A 17,736-nucleotide genomic window follows, 5' to 3' on the forward strand; every position below is an offset into this window, starting at 1 on the left:
CCCAAGCTCCGCGTGGCTTCCCGGGCCGGGGTGGCGCTGCCACCCCGGCCCGGGGCGTCGTCGTTCCCCTCCCATCTCCCTCACCTCTTTCCTTTCGCTTCCCGCAAACTTCCAGGAAGCTTTCAGAAAGCTCGAGTTTCCTTAGTTTTATGACGCCTACCGAGCACACTCCCGAAGCGGCCATCCTCGTTGTTGATGATGAGCCCTCGATTCGCGAACTTCTTTCCGTTTCTCTCCGGTTCGCCGGATTCGATGTGTACACCGCCGCAGATGGCGCGGAAGCCCTCGCTCACCAGCAAAATCAGCACCTGGACCTGGCCGTCCTCGATATCATGATGCCGGGCATGGATGGCTTTGAGGTGCTGCGCCGGCTGCGCGAACGCGACCATGATCTCCCGGTGCTGTTCCTCACCGCCCGCGATGATGTGAAGGACAAAGTCCAAGGTCTGACGGTCGGCGGGGATGACTACATCACCAAGCCGTTCTCCCTGGAGGAAGTGGTGGCACGTATTCGCGCAGTGCTGCGGCGCACCAGCCCGGAGGAAACCGAATCGGCGGTGCTGCGCTACGCGGACCTGGAAATGAACGAAGATTCCTATGAGGTCACGCGCGCCGGCCGGCCGGTGGAACTCTCCCCCACAGAATTCAAGCTGTTGCGCTACCTCATTATTAATGCCGAACGAGTGGTTTCTAAATCACAGATCCTCGACCATGTATGGGATTACAACTGGCAGGGCGAGATTTCCATCGTGGAATCCTATATTTCCTATTTGCGGCGCAAAATTGATTCCCCGGAAGCCCTGGGGATCACCGATCCGGAAGAGGCCCGCAACCTCGTTCCTCTCATCCACACTCGCCGCGGCATCGGCTACGTTCTGCGTGCTTCCAAATAGCATTCGGTTATGACCCAACGTCACGATCCGCTTCCCCCGGAAAGCGCGGGGGCTCCGCCGTTGCCGAGCCGCCCCGCGCAGCCCGGCAACCCGGCAACCGAATCTCCCGCGCGCAACCACCGCGGCGGAGTTTTCCGGCGCGCGCTGCGGCCGGCCCGCACCCTTGCCGGCCGCCTCATTATCGCGTTCGTCATCCTGGTGGGCACCGCGGCAACCTTTTTGGGTTTCGCCTCGGTCACCCTTCTCAAGCAATACCTAGTCTCCACTATCGACCAGGATTTGACCACGAATGCGCGCTCGGTGGAGCGGATGTTCCTCCAGGAGCTGCCCGGTGCCAGCCAGTCCTCCCCCCTCAACCTCTCCGATTTCTTCGTGCGGGTCAATTGGGGTATTGCCGGGCAGCGCGAGGTAACCACCTACGAACTTCCCAATCCGGGGGCCGTAGAAGAATTCGGCTACCCGCGCGAACTTGACCGTATTGCCAGCCTGGGTTCCGAAGAGCCCGTAACGGTTCCTTCCACCCTGTACGGCTCGGATTGGCGGGTGCTGGTCCACCCCATTAGCCCGGCCTCCACCGGCGGCCTCATTACCGGGAACATCATTATCGCCCAGCCACTCGGGCCGATCGAGTTTACGATTGCGCGACTACGCCTTATTTTTGTGCTCGCCGGACTCGCGACCGTGCTGGCGGCCGGACTGGCCGTGACCGGTCTGGTGTCGCGTACCTTGCGGTCCCTGCGTGATATCGAAGCAGCTACGCACACCATTGCGGAAGGACACCTGGCCGAACGTGTTCCGCATGGTCAGGACGACGACGAAGTTGGGATGCTCGCTAAATCCATTAACGTTATGCTCGCCCAAATCGAGCACGCCTTCGCGGAAAAGGAACGCTCAGAAGCAAAAATGCGGCGCTTCGTTTCGGACGCCTCCCACGAATTACGCACCCCGCTAGCAACCGTCCGCGGGTATTCCGAACTGTATCGCCTGGGCGGAGTTCCCCCCGAGCGTGTCCCCGAAGCTATGGAGCGAGTGGAATCGGAAGCCAACCGAATGGCCGGGCTCGTGGAGGATCTGCTCCAGCTGGCCCGCCTCGACGAAAATCGCCCCCTTAACCTCGATTGTGTCAATCTTGCCAAGCTGGCCGATAACGCCATCCTTGATTTCCGGGTGCGTGCCCCGCAGCGCACCGCCACGGTGGTTGCTTTGGATGGGCGCACCCCACCGCCCGCGATGGTGGAGGTCCACGGGGATGCGGATCGCATCACCCAGGTGATCGCAAATCTGCTTTCTAATGTGCTCGCGCACGCCCCGGAAGCCAGCCCGGTGGAAGTGGCGGTAGGCACCGCGGAAGGCCAGCCCACTATTGAAGTGCGCGACCACGGCCCCGGTATTTCTGAAGCGGATTCCCAGCGCATCTTCGAGCGCTTCTACCGCCCGGATTATTCACGTTCGCGCGAATCGGGTGGTTCCGGACTCGGCTTGGCCATCGTTGCCGCTATTATGGCCGCGCATCACGGTACCGCTCGGGCGCTCACAACCCCCGGTGGTGGGCTCACGGTGCAGCTCACCTTCCCCGCTCCCACCGAGCCGTGCCAGAATCCGGCATCGCCCAGCTAAACGAGCTACTCAGGTTCCAAGCAGTTACTCGGTTTCCGGAAACTCGCCGGCCTCACCGGCCTCGCTCGGATCGCCCGCTTCGGGCGCCGCACCTGCAGTGGGAGCCTGACCGGCCTGCGCCGCGTCAAAAGGACTGGTGCCTTCCGGGGTGAGCGGATGCGCGCTTTTCTGCTCGAGCATCATCTGGATGGCGGTGAAAACTCGGCCCATAAAATCTGCCGAGTCTTCCTCCGCGAGGCCGTACATGGGCCGGCCGATAAACAAAAAGACTTCGCCGCGGAATTTCGGGAGCATCGCACCCACCGGCATAACTTCGTGCCCGCCGGACATGGCAATCGGGACGATGGGAACATTGAAACGCTGGGCGAGGGCCGCGGCACCCGCCTTCGGAGTACCGAGCTCCCCGGTACGTGAACGCGTACCTTCCGGGAAAATCAGAATCGGAACACCCGCTGCTAACAGGCGGCCTGTCATCCCTTTGGCACGGCCGGGCTGGTATTCCGAACCGGCTTTACCCGTGGGCTTTTTACCGCGCTCAATAGGATAGGTATTAAAGAATAACGAGGTGAGATTGGAGATGCCGCGGCGGCGATAGAAATAATCCGCGGCCGCCCCCGTGGCTAACCGCTCGGTGAGTTTATCGGGGAGCAGCGAGAAAATCATGGGAGCATCCAGGTGCGAAGAATGGTTCGGCACCAGGATAAATGCGCCGTCCAGGTTCTCGATATTTTCTTCTCCCAGCACGGTGGGCCGGAGGATCGTGGACATGACCGGTTTTGTGAGGGCACGGCGCACCCGATGCCGGCGGCGGGCTTTGGAGTCATCCAAATACGGATCGATCGGTTCGAGCTCGCTCACCCGCGGTCCGCCTTTCGCCCACTGCCGTTAATTTTCCTTGCCACCCAGTTTACCGCGCAGCGCGGGCCCTTTTCCGCGAGAAAACCAATAATCTTGTAGCGCACCGTGGGGGTGCAGCGGACTTTTCCGCGCGCGGCCGCCGCAAGCGCGGCCCGCGCCACCGTATCGGGTTCGAGCCAGAGCACATCGGGAACCCCGGAGCGTTTCCCACCCGAGTTGCGGTGGAAATCCGAACGCACCCATCCGGGCAGAACCGCGGTGACCGTCACTCCACTACCGTGCAATTCCACAGCCAAGGATTCGGACCATACTCGCACAAAGGATTTGAGGGCCGCGTAGGCACCCATGGGAACAAAACTCTGCACCGAGGCGATATTTATGAGAGCGCCCCGCCCGCGCCGCGCCATTGCCGCTGTGGCTGCCGCGCCGATCCGTACCGGCGCCCCCGCCATGAGGGCCGCCGCGGCTTCGATCCGGTCCATATCCCCATCCACGAGGCTCTCGTAAAGGCCCGCCCCGGCATTATTGACCACCACATCAACAGCATGGTCAGCTAGGTAGGTGCACAGGCGTGCGACGTCGTTGCCCGCACCCAGATCGCAACACATCGTTTCGCATTCCACGCCCCGCTCCCGGAATTGTTCGGCAACGGCGTTCAGGCGTGCTGCCCCGCGCGCCACCAGGACTAGCGCGTATCCGCGCGCGGCGAGCTGGCGGGCGAAAGCGAGCCCGATACCGGAACTTCCCCCGGTCACCAGCGCCCGGGGCCGGCCGGCGGTGGGCGAGGCGGAGAAGGCTGCGTCAGATATCACGTCTCTACGTTAGTGCACCGGCCGCGCCCGTGCACCTCGCCGGCCCGGTTATCGCGTTCAGCTGGGCGAAAAGTGGAGGGTCCGCGGCGTTACCCGCGCTCAAACAAGGTCCTCCCCGTCTGCCTCCACTGCGGTCCTGAGGTGCGAAAAGGCCCAAAGTGTCCCCACCCGGGCCGGGGCATGATTAGAATCAGTTGCGTTTGAGTGCGGAGGGCGACGTGCGTCGTCGTCCCCTGGCGAAAAGTTCGCCGCGGGTGCGCACCACGGTGGGAGGAAATATGTCCGTTCCTTCGTGGCTGCCGGTTTCTTTCGAGAAGGCAGTGACGGGGCTGGGGGCGACCGCGTCCAGCGCGGAGATTCAGGCGACGTGCGCGTCGGTGCTGGGGCGCTGGTCGGAACCTGATCGCATCTTCCACGATATTCACCACCTCACGGCCATGCTCGCCAACGTGGAAAAACTCATTAACGAAACGCATCACCCGGATACTGTGCGGCTTGCGGCCTGGTACCACGGGGTGGTTTTTTCGACGTCGCGCTACCGCGTCTACACGAAACGCGGGGGTGAAGATGAGCTGCTCTCGGCGCGCACGGCCGAAAATGAGCTGACGCAGCTGGGTATCGCCGCGGAAACTGCGCGCCGGGTGGCCGAATTGATTTGGGGTATGAAAGCTCCCGCGCTTACCGCTATGCCGGTCATGGGGCGCGCCCCGGCGACCAGCCTTGGGACCGCCGAACAGGATATTGACATTATGGTGCTGCGTGATGCACACCTGGCGATTTTGGCTTCGTCCCCGCAGAGCTACCGGCGCTATACCCAGGCGATTCGCGAGGAATACCCGCATATTCCCGATGAGAGTTTCTGGCGCGGGCGCGAAAAAATCGTGGCGAAGCTGCTGGAGCGCAAGCATTTGTTTTATACGCCCGAGGGCCAAAAATGGGAGGATGCGGCGCGTCAGAATTTGCAGGCGGAGGCCGCGAAGCTGCGCAAGCGCCTGGCGGAGCCCGAGCGCCCCGCGGAGGCGATGGTACCGGCCGATGGGCCGCACAGCGGGGAGACTACGCGGAGCGGAGAGGTAGCACGCACGGTTGAGGTAGCGCGCACGGCAGACGTTACGCGCCCGGGCGATACAGATTTAGGTACGACGGCGCTGCCACCTCTCACCGCGCCAGCCGCGCCCGTATCGCTGGCCACACCCGTAACGCCGGCCGGGGCGGAGCCCTACCGCGATGCTCGCACCGAAACCTCAACGTTGGAAGCGGTGGAAGCACGTATTCCGGAGGAGGATTCCGGCGAGGTCACGCGGGTGATCCCCACCGGGACGGTGACGGACGTGAGTGAGCCGCAGCTGAGCGCCGAGCAGCTCCGCAAGCGCCAGCGCGAAGAAGTTTCCCAGGCCATGCTCAATAAAATTAATGAGCGGCGGCGGGCAGCCGAAAAGGAACGCGATGAGGCACTAGCACTGGCGGAGAATATCGACTCCCCGCTCGCGGATCGTGCCCAGGCCGAGGTGTGGAAAGAGAAGGAACGCGAGGGCGCGCCCCGGCGTACCCCGCGTTACACGGATACTATTCCGCCGCTGATCGAAGATGATCCCGAGGGAGATATTGTGGCCCGGCCCGCCGATCCCTCCCCCACGCACGGTATCGAGCGCGAACCGGATATGTAAGCCCGGCCGGATATACGCGTGCGGCCGAAATCGATAGCATGCGACCTACGGACAGGGCCCGCGCTACGGACCGGACCTGCGCACTGCGGGCCGGATCCGCGCACTGCGGGCCGGGCCTGTCTGCACTTCCGTATATGCCAAGGGTGGCGCGCCCTCCACTCGGAAAGCGCGCCACCCTGACGGTTAGCACCTTAGCTTTGCGGTTTAGTACATACCGCCCATGCCGCCATCACCCTGCGCGGCCGGAGCCGGCGGTTCGGGCTTGTCCGCCACCACGGCTTCGGTGGTGAGGAAGAGGCCCGCGATGGACGCCGCGTTCTGCAGTGCCGAGCGAGTCACCTTGACCGGATCCATAACGCCCGCCTCCATGAGGTTGACGTATTCGCCGGTGGCCGCGTTGAGGCCCTCGCCCTTGGGGAGGTTGCGGACCTTCTCGGCCACCACGCCGCCCTCGAGGCCGGCGTTGCTGGCGATCTGCTTGAGCGGAGCTTCGATAGCGTAGCGCACGATGGCCGCGCCGGTTGCTTCGTCGCCCTCGAGCTTGAGGTCAGCGAAAGCTTCCTTACCGGCCTGGATAAGAGCCACGCCACCACCGGCGACGGTGCCTTCTTCCACGGCTGCCTTGGCGTTACGCACGGCATCCTCGATGCGGTGCTTGCGTTCCTTGAGTTCTACCTCGGTAGCCGCACCGGCCTTGATAATCGCCACGCCACCGGCAAGCTTGGCCAGGCGCTCCTGGAGCTTCTCGGTGTCGTATTCGGACGTGGAGTTCTCGATCTGGGTGCGGATCTGGGAAACGCGCCCGTCGATCTGCTCCTGGTCGCCAGCGCCGTCCACGATGGTGGTGTTTTCCTTGGTGACAACCACCTTGCGGGCACGGCCGAGGAGCGTGAGATCGGTGTTCTCAAGCTTGAGGCCAACCGATTCAGAGATGACCTGGCCGCCGGTGAGGATGGCCATATCCTGAAGCATTTCCTTGCGGCGATCACCGAAGCCCGGGGCCTTGACGGCCACGGAGCGGAAGGTGCCGCGAATCTTGTTGACCACGAGGGTGGCCAGCGCTTCGGATTCCACATCCTCAGCGATGATGAGGAGCGGGCGATCCGCCTGCATAACCTTTTCGAGAACCGGGAGGAGTTCCTTCTGGTTGGAGATCTTCGAATCCACGAAGAGGATGAAAGGATCTTCCAGAACAGCTTCCTGACGCTCGGCGTCGGTCACGAAGTAGGGGGAGAGGTAGCCCTTATCGAAGGACATACCTTCGGTGAGCTCAAGCTCCAGCTCCAGGCCGGAGGACTCTTCCACGGTGATAACGCCTTCCTTGCCGGCCTTATCCATGGCCTCGGCAATGACCTCACCAATTTCCTGGTCACCGGCCGAAATAGCGGCGGTGGAGGCGATTTCTTCGCGGGTATCAACTTCCTTCGCGTCCGCGAGGAGGCGCTCGGTCACGGCCTTAACCGCGGTATCGATGCCCTTCTTCAGCGCGATGGGGTTGGCGCCGGCGGCCACATTGCGCAGACCTTCCTGCACGAGAGCCTGCGCGAGAACCGTCGCGGTGGTGGTGCCGTCACCGGCGATGTCGTCAGTCTTCTTGGCAACTTCCTTGACGAGCTCAGCACCGATGCGCTCGTACGGATCTTCCAGCTCAATTTCCTTGGCGATGGACACGCCGTCATTCGTGATGGTGGGGGCGCCCCACTTCTTATCGAGAACGACGTTACGGCCCTTGGGTCCCAGCGTCACCTTGACGGTGTCCGCGAGGAGATTGAGGCCGCGCTCCATGGAGCGGCGTGCTTCCTCATCAAAAGCAATGGTCTTTGCCATGCGATATTCCTCCAGAATCACTGTGGCCGGTGCCCGCGACGGACGGCCTTCCGCGCGAAGCCTTTCTTCGCTCACGGTCAGCCTCACCAACCAGGTGGACTTATCACTCACATACTCGGAGTGCTAACAGAGATTCTGGCACTCTCACGGCTCGAGTGCAAGCTTTGGTTCAGGTACGACGACGCAGCAGCCACCCGCCAGAAAAGCGCGATATGCCCGCAATTCCGCGCGCCTCACCCCGGATTACCGCCCCGAACACTTGAGCGGAATACGCTCAACTTTTAGCGGCTGGCGAAGCCGGGAATCTTCGCGCGCGGTTCTTTAGCCGCGGGTATCTCCCACCAGCACAACGACGATGCTATCCCCGCTGGCACTGGCGTTTTCAACGAAATCGGTGATCCCCAGTTCCGCACCGATGGCCTCCACCGTGGGCAGATCGGCGGCCGCCGGATAGAAAATCTGGGAATGGGCCGGAGCGGCGTGCTGGTAGTTACCGATGGAGGTGGCGGTAAAGCCAGCCTCCGTGAGCTGGCTCTGGTGGGCCGCGGCATATCCGGAAATTCCGGAGGCGTTGAGGATGAGGGTAGAACGGCTGTGATCCACCTCAGCGGCCGGAGTGGGGGAAGCCGAAGGCGAGGCGGCTTCCGCGGGGTTCGGAGCCTGCGCCGCGGGCGCCTGGCTACTTTCCGCACCCGCGCCTTCGGTACCAGCTTCGGGCGCCGGCGTTGCGGACTGGGCCGGTGCGCTTACGCTCGGTTTCTGGGAGGGCGGCGCTACTGAAATCTGGTTCATTTTGACAATGCCGTACCCGAGAGCCGGGGCGAGAATGAGGATAGCGATAAGCGCGATCCACCACTTCACCGAGGATTCGCGCTTGCGGTGAGCCCCGCGGGTTGTGCGCTGGCGCGCCGCGATATCAAATTCGTCTACTGGGTACTTTCCTGCCACACGGCTAGCCTAGCTGTTTTCCGCCGCGACCGCCGCGTTCTTTATCGCGCAGATCCCGCAAGCGGGTAATAGCGCGCACCACATCCGGATACTCCACTTCAGCGCGCGGGTTATTGAGAATCCCGGAAAGGATCAGGTAGTAGCGGGTGGGAGTCATGCCGAGTGCCCGAATCGCCTCGGTTTTCGTGCGGTACGCGGCCCGCCAGCGCATCTCCGTGGTGAGGACGCGCAGCTCGTCGTCGTGCAATGCGGGCCCGGCACCGCGCAGGAAATCCTCCCAGGCGGCCTCGCGCTCGCGGCGCGCGGAATCCCCTTCCCCGCGCCCGCCTCCCGAGGGCGCTTCCGCAAAAGGAGGTTCTTCACTCCGGTACTCTGACACTATGCAGCCTCTTTCCGAGATCATCAGCCCCGATTGGGCGCGGGCTCTTGCCCCTGTTGAACCTATCATTCACGAGATGGGGACGTTCTTACGCGAGGAAAACGCGGCCGGGCGCGGCTATCTTCCCGCGGGCAAGAATGTGCTGCGTGCTTTCACGTATCCCCTCGATGCCGTCAAGGTGCTCATTGTGGGTCAGGACCCCTACCCCACTCCCGGGAATGCGGTGGGGCTCTCCTTTAGTGTGGCGCCGAATGTGGCCCCGCCGCGCTCGCTCGTCAATATTTTCCGAGAATTGCACGACGACGTTGGCGCCCCGCTTCCCAGCAGCGGTGACCTCACGCCGTGGTGCGAACAGGGCGTTATGCTCCTCAACAGGGTGCTGACCGTGACCCCGAATAACGCCAATTCCCATCGCGGGCGCGGCTGGGAAAAGGTCACCGATCACGCGATCCGCACTCTCGCGGCGCGCGGGAAGCCCCTGGTGGCGATTCTGTGGGGCCGTAACGCTCAGGAGCTACGCCCGCTACTGGGCGCTACCCCGGTGATTGCCAGCCCGCACCCGTCCCCGCTTTCAGCATCCCGCGGCTTCTTCGGCTCCAAGCCTTTCTCGCGGGCCAATGCACTTCTTGCCGAGCAGGGTGCCGCGCCGGTTGATTGGCGGCTACCCTAAAAACCCGCGCATATTAATTTACTAAGGCGTAGTATGAAACTAGGTGCGGACTATTTACCCGCATATCACGCCTTTCTCGATGCGGCGTCATTGCCGAAACCGCATCGGGAACATAATTTCCACGGGGGTACCCATGGCTAATCACGCATGTGTCTGGGGGCGTTTCGCCCTTGCCGCCGCGCTGGCCGGCGCCGGCATTTTCCTTCCCGCCACCGCGAAAGCCGGCGGGCCTGACCCGAGCCGCACCGTTATCGGAAACGTCGTGAATCCTACCGGCGGCGGGGTGAATTGCCGCGGCGGGGATACGTGCGTGGAGAAGGTGGGCGACGTCGCCCATGTGAGCTACACGATTCAGGTAGCCCGTCTGCTGGGTTCCTCGGATCATATCCAAAGCGCGCAGGGGGTGGCCGTTTTCGTCCCCACGGTGCTGGAGAACGTCACATTGACGGTCACCAGTGTTCCGGACCATGCCGCTCTCGAGGCCCGCCTGACGCAACCTGATTTCGATTGGGAGACGCGCTGGACGGTTCCCACCGTTCCGGTGAATCAGGAGTTGCCCATCTGGGAAGTACGCCGGGGTGAGGAAGGCGCGGTCATTGTCGATCCCGAGCTCAATCCCGGCCGGGACCCCGAAACTTTCCCCTGGTATCCCCATATCGGGCCGGATTTCGAGGATATGGATCTGGGTGTGTGGCATATGAAGGCCGATAGAGCCGTGTCCACAGATCCGCCGTCGTACCAGGCCTACGACGGCGTGGTCGGGAATATGGCCCTGTACGACGAATATTCTTTCGGGTTGCACGGTCCGGGTATCTACACGCTCCGGGTGGAAGGTGATGTGGCGGTGCAGTCGGAGGTGACTGTGCTTCCGGTGCGAGCCACGAATAAGCTGTGGAAATGTTCCCAGGAAGGTGGCGGTCCCGGATCGTATCTCGAGGGCTGCCAGAGCCTACAGGAATTCGAGTGGGGCCGCATGGGTGATCTACCCACGTATTCGCTCAGCGACCCGGCGGTCAATGCGGCTGCGCGCGAACGGGTGACGGATGCCGGATTGACCGGTTCGCCGCAGTGTGTCGCCACGAAGGAAAGCGGGCGCAGCGATCTTATCGGGACCGATATTGAGGGCGCGTTGGGTGCGGGCGATTGGTACGCCTACACCTATGCTCTCTACGCCAACCCCGCGGTCACGTATGACCTGAGCGGCATTGGGGAGGACGGTTGCGATCAAGCCGCCGCGGTGATCACGCTATGCGAGCAGCCGTCCCCGGAGCCTTCGCCAGAACCGTCATCTTCACCGGAACCGGAACCTAGCGACCGGAGCGTTCCCAGCCCGACGCCGCCCACGCCCGCGCCGCCGGCGCCTACACCCACCGCGCCGGCTATTATCAGCACTCCCACGGTCCCGAGCACTCCGAGCGTTCCCAGCTCACCGTCTTCGGTAAGCACGCCGCGCCCGCCGGTGAATATGCCCACGCCGCGCCCAACCTCGTTGCAACGCACCGGAGCGAGTTCTACTGCGGGCCTGGTACTCGCGGCATTGCTGGGCGGAGTCGGATTAGCACTCGCGGTGGGGCGGCGTCTCCAAGGCTAAAGCTGGCCCAAAATCCGTTTGCCGCTCCGGGCCCGCGCCCGGCTCCCTCCGATGCTGCTTCGTATTGCTACGAGCCCGCGCCGGTAATGGCGATGGTGCCAGGAGCAGCATCGAAATTACCGACAACCGCACCGATCTCGCATTGGGCCGGGTAGAGCGCGGAAACTGCGTGGCCGTCCGAACTGATGGTCACCGCCCCGGAACAGCGATCGGTGAAGCGCAGGTTCTTGGTATCCCCACCCGTGAGATCCGCGAGGATACTCGTCGGGGCACCGCTGGCGGGACTGGTGTAAAGCGGCGTCGTCACGTTCTCACCATTGGGCCACACCCCGATAATGCTGATGGGGATCGGCTGCCCCTGCTGGATCCGCGGAGGCACCGTGACTTTGACGGAGCGTAAGCGCTGGAGCGGATAGGCGGTAGACGTAGCTGTTTCGTCCCCGGCCGCCTTCGCAGTTGCCTCACTGACCTCCGTGAGCCACCGTGACAGTTCTTGTTCGTCTTCAGGAATGTAGTCGGAGCTCACCGTGGCGGTAATGGTCACCGGCTGCCCCACGGTAACGGTGGGAGCCGCGAGAGTCCAGGCGCAGCGGGCAGTGAGCGAGGTCGTCGCATTGGAATGCGGTTTGCCGGCCCGATCCCACACCACGTCGGCGCATTGCGGCGCCGCTGCCCCGCCTGTGCCCGGCGCGTTCTGCTTATCAGACTGATTCTTCGGGGCGTCCCCACCCTCGTCCTTGGGTTGCGGAGCGGGAAGTACCTCCAGCACATTGCCCGAAATCGGACTTTTCGCGGTTTTATATGTGACGGTGTAGTCGATAACCTGGCGTTGCGGATTCCACTTCGCCTCGCGCACAATCGACAGGCCGGAGGGAAGCGGATGGTCCTCCAGCCGCGCCTGGATCGGTTCGGTTGGGCCGGTATCGGCGCTTTCTGCCTGCGGCCACAGCATCCACACCACCCCGGCAATCGCTGCGATGAGCGTCACGGCGCCTAGAGTCACGAGCATCCAGTGCTCCCGTATAAAGCTCCCGATTTTTTCCCAGAAGCTCGGCTCATGTTCAACCACGGGCGCGGGCGCGTAGTTAAGGTCCAGTGCCGCGCCGGAACTAATAATGGTGGCCGACGGCGCAGCATCGAGCTCCGCTAAATTTTCATGGGAAAGGACGACGGCGGGGCGGGCCGGCGCTTCTTTCTCAGTATCGTTAGTCGAGCTCAGCGCAGCAGGGGTGAGCGCGGCGGCGCTGAAAGCACCGTCCAACATGGTGGCCGGATAAAAGGCCGGAGCAGAGGTGTTGATCTCCAGAGGGGCATGGCCGGCAGTTGCTTCCAGGCAGTCGGGTAGCCGTTCCAGCACTTCCGCGGCATTCGGCCGGGTATCCGGGTTCTTCCCGACCAGTTCATCAAGGAGCGCGGCGGTATTTTCTTCCAGGCCGGCCAATGGAGCAATTTTCTCCGTGAGGTGACGATGCGCAATGGTGAAAGGGTTGAGGCCCTCCCCTCCGAAGGGGGTGCGCCCGGTGAGCATCTCGTAGAGCATAATGCCCACCGCGTACATATCCACGCTCGGGGTGGCGCGCGCCTGCGCAATGAGTTCCGGGGCCATATAATCCGGGGTTCCCACGATGCTCGTGGTTTTTGAGCCGGTCCCGATAATCGCGGCAATACCGAAGTCTGTTACTTTGACGTTGAAACGGTCCTCCGCTTCGGTGCGCCCCCGCAGTTTTTTCCGCCCCGGAAGCACCCTATCTTTATCTTCGTGAGAGGCGGAGTCCGGCGTGTGCGCCGCGTCCGGTGCGAGCGCGGTCAAAATAATATTGTCCGGTTTAATATCGCGATGGACCACATCGCCCGCGTGTGCGCTCTGTAATGCTTCGACCACCTGGCGGGTGATAGCCAAGGCGTCCGCAGGTGCTAAGGGACCGCGTTCGGTAAGGTATTCACGCAGGTTGGGGCCCGGAGCGTACTCCATGACGATGCCGAGTTTCCCGCCGTCGGCCACCAGATCATGCACCCCGACAATATGGGGGTGGCTGAGCTGCGTGAGGACGGAACGTTCGGTAATGAAGCGCCGCAGAATTTCCGGGTCTCCCACGTATTCATCGCGCAGGAATTTAATGGCGACGCGAGTGCCATCGTCCTTACGTTCCCCCTCGTACACCACACCGGAGGCACCGCGACCGATGGGGCTGAGGGCGCGGTAGGATGCTCCGAAATCAAAAGCGGTACTCATGCGTCATCTCGCACGGTCACGGCTTGGATAAGGGTCGCGGTGCCGCCTTCGCAGGCATACCCGCGCCCTGCGGTCATTTTGACCGGGGAGCGGCGCGGGAGGCGCACGCCCAGGAGGTCGCCATCATAATCGCGGTTCGGATGGAGCAGAATACCCAATCGCGATTTACGCAACGTGGCCGTCCATTTACCGTAGGCGGAACGCAGGTCATCATTGCGGCCGGCCGCGATAATGAGGAGCTGCTGGTTGGCGGTGGCGAGGAGATCCTTGAGAGCGTCTTCCCCTTCTGTGATGTGGTGGGCGTCGTCGATCACAAGAATTGTGGGCGTGGTGCCCAGACCCGCCTCCGCCACCGCGGAGGGAACGTCCTCATGGTCATAAACAATATCGAAGACATCGCTACCGTGCAGCGGGGAGCGGCGCGAAGCCAGGCCGATAATCCGCAGGGGACTTCCGGCAGCCCGGGCATCGCCGGCAAGTTTTATGGCGATGCCCAGGAGCACGGAGCTTTTCCCGCTGCGGGCCGGGCCGGAAATGAGCATATGTTCCCCGGCGTAGGCTTCCAGGCAGTAATCGTGCAGGGTGGCTTCTTCCACTCCGACCGGGATAATCCAGGGCTCCCCCGTCAGCTGCGCGGTGGTGCTCAGATCGGATACTCGCAGGTCATCGCTCAGGCGCGCCACCACGGTGCTTTTCTCCACCGGCTGCCAGCGCGCTGCCACCGAGGCAATAGCCTGCTCGAGCGAGGCGGGAACGGTGGCCACATGCCCGTGGAGTTTCGTGACCGCGTCCACGTAGCGGCCCGGAACCTGGGCGGGGATGTTATCACGCGAGACCCCCACCAGGGAGTAGTCATAAGAATCAGCCAGGCGATAGAGCCATTTCTGGGTGGTGACTTCATCGACTGCCGCAGGAATTGCTTTGAGGCGCGAGGTAGCACCCGCCATGTGGATGCCTACGCCCGGCCCCTTACCCCACACCTGGTAGAGACCTTCGAGGAGTTCCATACCTTCCGCATCATCGTATTCTTCACGCAGGGTGGCAAAAGAATCGATAAAGACGTAAATATCGGAATATTCTCCCGGGTCCGTGGTGCGTTTATCGTATTCGGTGCGCAGGTAGCGCAGCAGGCGCTGCTGAAGTTCGCGATTGGCTTTGCCCGGCCCGGCGTAACCAATGGAATGGGGCAGTTCGTGGAGGGGTTCCAGGCCGCGCCCACCCAGGTCGAGGTAAAGAAAATCCGTGGTGGCCGGGTCGGATGTTGCCGCGATCACGAGGGCGAGGGATTGCAGCGTCGTCGTTGTTCCCGAACCGGGAATGCCGGCGAGCATAAGATTCCCCTCCGCGGGCCGCCAGCCAGCCGGGATTTGGCGCTGGTGGCTGGGATCATCAGCCAGGGCCACAGCAACGGTATCCCCACCCTCGGTTACGCGAATATTGGCCACCCCTGCGCGCGGGGTATCGGTATCGAGAAGCAGATCCACGCGTTCGCCCAGCGGTTCGGGCCACACGGGACGCGGGGTACCAAAGCCCGCGGCACGGTGGGCTTCTTGAATGGCGCGAATAAGAAGATCGACGTCGGATTCTTCGTCCCCGGCACGGGCCACGGTGTGATCGGGCAGCGGCCCGCCCAGCTCAATTTCGTCCACGTGAAGATCGGTGGATTGGGCGGCGTCGCTTATGCCGGTGACGAGCGCGGTTTGAATGGGGTGAATATCCTCTTCCCCAAGTTTGATATAGGCGCGCCCGCGCTGTTCGCGACCGATGCTGGAGGCGTGCGGCACCCCGATAACATTCGAGGAATCATCGCGTGATTGCACACGCAGAGCCACCCGCATATTGGTATTCGCGAGGATGTCATCATTGACAACGCCAGCCGGGCGCTGGGTAGCGAGCACCATATGTACACCGAGGGTACGCCCCACCGCGCCGATGGAAACCAGGGAGGAGAGCACGTCCGGGTACTCTTTCGCGAGCTGCGCGAATTCATCGACGACGACGAGAATGCGCGGCATGGGCTCGCTAGGGTTCGTTGCCAAGTAGTTATCGAGGTTGTCCACGCCTTCCCCGGCGGCCGCGAAGCACTGCTGGCGGTAGAGCATCTCAGCTTCTAGGGCACGCAGAGCGCGGTAAGCCAGGGAGGGCTCCAGGTTCGAGAGAGTGCCGATGGTGTGCGGGAGCTGGTCGAGAGTGGCGAAGGCAGCCCCGCCCTTGAAATCAACAAGGATGAAGGTGAGGTGCTGGGGGTCTACCCGGGCGGCGAGCCCGGCAACCATGGTGCGCAGCATTTCCGATTTACCTGAACCGGTGGTGCCACCCACGAGGCCGTGCGGCCCATCCCGAACCATATCCAGCCAGTACGTACCATCTTCGGATACGCCTAGCGGGAAGCGGAACCCCTTGTTGTTCTGCCACAGTTGGGTGATATCCGCACTGGTCATATCGCGGGAAAGCCCGAGCAAACCGAGAAGGTGAACGAGGGGAGGTAGGGCCGCGCCGGCGTCTCGCACTTCCGGATCGTCGAAGAGGGAGAGTGAACGCGCCCACTCTTCCAGGCGCGGCTCGGTGGACACCGCCCCGGCGATATGCTCGATGGTGATGTCCTCGGAGGGGATACTCAGAATCAGCTCTGCCCCGGGTTTTGCCTCGATCACACTATGGCAAGAAGCGGGGAGCTGTTCGGGGCGGGTAGCCAACACGATACCGCTTACTTCTTTGGCTTTCTGGGAACCGGTCACATCCTCCCCGCGGTACGCGAGAAGGTCACGGGCCGGGCAATCGCGGCCTTCCAGGAGCGCAACATCATCAATAACGAGGAAGAGGGATGCTGAAGGTAAGCCGTTGAGGCCATCGCGCAGGCCGCGCAGCATCGTTTGGGCCGGGGTGCGTTCGAAAGCGAGATGGCGGTTATTCGGGTTAGCTCCGCCCACGCGGGTATGGGGCAGCCAGGCGCACCAGCGCCAGTGTTCGGAACGAGCCCGGTCCGTGGCGACCGCGATTGTCACATCGGCCGGACCGGAGAGGGTGGCTAGTTGGGTCACCAGGGAACGCGCCAACGCCAGGGCTTCGTCACGCTCACCCCAGATCCCTACCGGGCCCTTGGTGAAATCCACCCGAACCGGGGCTGCGGGGATGCGGGCCAGGTCGAGCACCTCGCGCACCCGCGGCTCCGGTTTGGTGCTGGCATTTTCCAGCGGGACCTCGAAGGGAACCGGCCCGGTACCAATCTGGGCGCTGCCGAAATCGAAATGATCGGAGCGCACCTGCCACAGGCGCGGCCCGCCACGCCGGGCTTGTTCGGCCAGCTCATGCTGGTAGGGAGTTTGGGAGCGCATGCGGGAGCGTTCCACCAGGGCCGCTTTGCCAATATCCACGGTGAAATCCTGGAGCGCGGCCACGAACTTTTCTTCTTCTTCGATTTTGCTCTTCTTGGAGCGGCGTTTCTGTTCAATAAAAGAACCTATGGCGATAACCGGGGAGAAAAGCGCGATGAGGGCGAAGCGGAAGGAACCAAGAACCGCTACGAGCACCACGGCCATGAAAATCGGAGCCAGGATCGCAGCCCAGGAGAGCCGACCGGGCTTTTCCGGAGTTTTCTTTTCCGGTGCTTCGAGTTGTTTAGGGTGGGCGGGCAGGGCCCGGCGCGGGGGACGGTTAAAAGCGACCGTGGAGACGGCGGTGAGCACGCCGTTAGCCGCGTCGTCGTTCTGGTGAGAGCCCTCCTCATCACGCCGAACCGCTTCGAGGTAGAAGGCCCCGATGCCGATAATGTCGCCGGGGTGCAATTCGGTGGCGCCTTCTTCCCCCTTCAGGGCCGCACCGTCCAGGATGGTTCCGTTCGAGGAGTTATCGTCACTCATCCACAGGCCATCCTCGCGTACTTCCACGAGGCAATGCGACCACGAAACCGTGGGGGAATTAAGGTGGATATCGGCTTGCGGACTGCGGCCAATGCGCAGGGTGCGACCCGCGGGGAGGGAAATATAGCGCCCGGTATCCGGCCCCGCGGTGATGATGAAGCCCCATTCATCGGTGGGATGCTCCGGTTCGACGGCGGAGATGACGCTCCCCTCGTGCACCCCGGCGCGGGCCAGGGTGGTGGAGGGAGTGACCGCTACGCCATCCACCCACACGGTGGCCCATTCGCGCCGGTCGAGGTGGGCGCCGTCGAGAATATCCCCGACGCGCGTCTCCTCTGTCACGTTTGTCAGAGAAAACAACCGATCCGAGTGATCGCTCCT

General features: G+C 62.9%; 12 protein-coding genes. 5 read left to right on the forward strand and 7 right to left on the reverse strand.

What is annotated here, in order from left to right; translation table 11 throughout:
- Positions 1–149: 149 nt before the first annotated feature.
- Both QP828_RS03475 and QP828_RS03480 read left to right on the forward strand, forming a co-directional pair.
- The gene (locus QP828_RS03475) at positions 150–893 is read left to right on the forward strand and encodes a response regulator transcription factor (RefSeq protein ID WP_026428430.1); all 744 of its coding nucleotides are present in this window, start codon (positions 150–152) and stop codon (positions 891–893) included.
- A gap of 9 nt (positions 894–902) precedes the next feature.
- Entirely contained in the window at positions 903–2,510 is a 1,608-nt protein-coding gene (locus QP828_RS03480; protein ID WP_274733388.1) for a sensor histidine kinase, read from the forward strand.
- Positions 2,511–2,534: 24 nt separating this feature from the next.
- Here QP828_RS03480 and QP828_RS03485 read toward each other — a convergent pair whose 3' ends face one another.
- Together QP828_RS03485 and QP828_RS03490 are read right to left on the reverse strand one after the other, a co-directional pair.
- The gene (locus QP828_RS03485) at positions 2,535–3,368 is read right to left on the reverse strand and encodes a lysophospholipid acyltransferase family protein (RefSeq protein WP_274733386.1); all 834 of its coding nucleotides are present in this window, start codon (positions 3,366–3,368) and stop codon (positions 2,535–2,537) included.
- A complete protein-coding gene (locus tag QP828_RS03490; RefSeq protein WP_241227402.1) occupies positions 3,365–4,180 on the reverse strand; it encodes an SDR family NAD(P)-dependent oxidoreductase in 816 nt (271 codons plus the stop codon). Before QP828_RS03490 ends, QP828_RS03485 begins: the two co-directional genes overlap by 4 nt.
- A 200-nt stretch (positions 4,181–4,380) precedes the next feature.
- Here QP828_RS03490 and QP828_RS03495 point away from each other — a divergent pair, with 200 nt between their 5' ends.
- A complete protein-coding gene (locus QP828_RS03495) occupies positions 4,381–5,847 on the forward strand; it encodes an HD domain-containing protein (RefSeq protein WP_274733384.1) in 1,467 nt (488 codons plus the stop codon).
- Between the two features lie 204 nt (positions 5,848–6,051).
- Here the strand turns inward: QP828_RS03495 and groL are convergent, their stop codons facing one another.
- The 3 genes from groL to QP828_RS03510 form a co-directional block, all read right to left on the reverse strand.
- Positions 6,052–7,674: a chaperonin GroEL gene (groL, locus tag QP828_RS03500; RefSeq protein WP_016443292.1), complete on the reverse strand. Its 1,623-nt coding sequence runs from the start codon at positions 7,672–7,674 to the stop codon at positions 6,052–6,054.
- A gap of 321 nt (positions 7,675–7,995) precedes the next feature.
- Complete coding sequence (locus QP828_RS03505) at positions 7,996–8,622, reverse strand: LytR C-terminal domain-containing protein (RefSeq protein ID WP_274733381.1); 627 nt, start codon at positions 8,620–8,622, stop codon at positions 7,996–7,998.
- 4 nt (positions 8,623–8,626) lie between these two features.
- The gene (locus QP828_RS03510) at positions 8,627–9,001 is read right to left on the reverse strand and encodes a DUF3263 domain-containing protein (RefSeq protein WP_274733379.1); all 375 of its coding nucleotides are present in this window, start codon (positions 8,999–9,001) and stop codon (positions 8,627–8,629) included.
- A gap of 1 nt (position 9,002) precedes the next feature.
- On the opposite strand from QP828_RS03510, the gene QP828_RS03515 reads away from it, so the two are divergent.
- Entirely contained in the window at positions 9,003–9,671 is a 669-nt protein-coding gene (locus tag QP828_RS03515; protein WP_274733378.1) for a uracil-DNA glycosylase, read from the forward strand.
- A gap of 133 nt (positions 9,672–9,804) precedes the next feature.
- Positions 9,805–11,262 carry a hypothetical protein gene (locus tag QP828_RS03520; RefSeq protein WP_274733377.1) on the forward strand — a complete coding sequence of 486 codons (1,458 nt, stop codon included), beginning with the start codon at positions 9,805–9,807 and terminating at the stop codon, positions 11,260–11,262.
- 67 nt (positions 11,263–11,329) lie between these two features.
- Here the strand turns inward: QP828_RS03520 and QP828_RS03525 are convergent, their stop codons facing one another.
- Positions 11,330–13,495 carry a serine/threonine-protein kinase gene (locus QP828_RS03525; protein WP_274733375.1) on the reverse strand — a complete coding sequence of 722 codons (2,166 nt, stop codon included), beginning with the start codon at positions 13,493–13,495 and terminating at the stop codon, positions 11,330–11,332.
- A complete protein-coding gene (locus QP828_RS03530) occupies positions 13,492–17,697 on the reverse strand; it encodes a type VII secretion EssC family protein (protein ID WP_274733373.1) in 4,206 nt (1,401 codons plus the stop codon). The genes QP828_RS03525 and QP828_RS03530 overlap by 4 nt, the downstream gene beginning before the upstream one ends.
- Positions 17,698–17,736 lie beyond the last annotated feature (39 nt).

The sequence above is a fragment of the Actinotignum sanguinis genome, assembly GCF_030230305.1.
Taxonomy (GTDB): Bacteria; Actinomycetota; Actinomycetes; order Actinomycetales; family Actinomycetaceae; genus Actinotignum; species Actinotignum sanguinis.